Annotated in this window: 2 pseudogenes; both read right to left on the minus strand. The window is 63.0% G+C overall.

The window, feature by feature from the left end:
* Positions 1-198 (minus strand): annotated as a pseudogene (locus tag NW827_RS06420) (signal recognition particle-docking protein FtsY); the annotation flags it as partial.
* 101 nt (positions 199-299) lie between these two features.
* A pseudogene (locus NW827_RS06425) lies at positions 300-910 on the minus strand (formyltransferase family protein); the annotation flags it as partial.

Consider the following 910-nt stretch of genomic DNA (forward strand, 5'->3'; position numbering starts at 1 on the left):
AACCTCTGCTTGAGTGGCTTGGGCTGCAGCCCGCGCCTTTAGGTTGGCATAGGCGGCCTTGGCAAAGGCCAAGTAGTCCTCTGGCGACATAGCTGCCGGCTCTGGCGCTGGGGGGGCCGCCAACTCAGGGTCTTGGGGAGAGGATTCTGCTCCACCCTTGGAGTCGGTGTAGCGACGGCGAAACCAATCGAAGGCCATAATCCCACCTCTACTCTTGCTTTCCAGTTTGGCAGAGCAGCTCTCTTTCTGGAGCGCCGCCCTGCTGGGGAAGGGATCCCTTGGAACGGCGCAGCTCCCCTAAGCAACACCACCGGCTTGTTGGGGTAGACCAGCACGCGATTTTCCAGGTGATAGCGCACGGCCCGGGCCAGGACTAGGCGCTCCATGTCGCGGCCCTTGCGAATGAGGTCGGCTACCGTGTTGCGGTGACTCACCCGCACCACTCCTGATCGATGATTGGCCCCCGTCCAGCTCCGTGGGCAGTAGCGCTAATGATCTTGACGCCCCGCTGGTGGGCACGCGGGTAGGGGTTGGCGCCGGCAAAAGCAGGCAGGTTGATCACCGGCGGCGCCTGGCGGAGCAGCCACCCACTCAAGACCTGCAGGTATTTGGCCAGCACCACCAAGTCAATGCGATACTCCTGCAGCATGCTCGGCCTTGTTCTCCGGAGAAACATCGATGCCGAAGGAGCAGTTGGGGTGGTTGCTTCTCCGCCGGCAGCTCCCCAGCCCTCTGCCGCCAGATCAAATCCAACAGACAGTGGGGCTGCTTGCTGGCCCCCATCGCAATGCGCCGGCGGGTGTCGGAAAAATGCAGCTCCCAGTTGGCCTGGATGCCGCGGGCAATGCCGGAGATCGTTCCAGCCGAAAGCCCTCCAAATCCCACTCGAGGCGGCTCAGGAACAGCCCTG

The organism is Synechococcus sp. H70.1, assembly GCF_047502705.1.
Classification (GTDB): domain Bacteria; phylum Cyanobacteriota; class Cyanobacteriia; order Thermostichales; family Thermostichaceae; genus Thermostichus.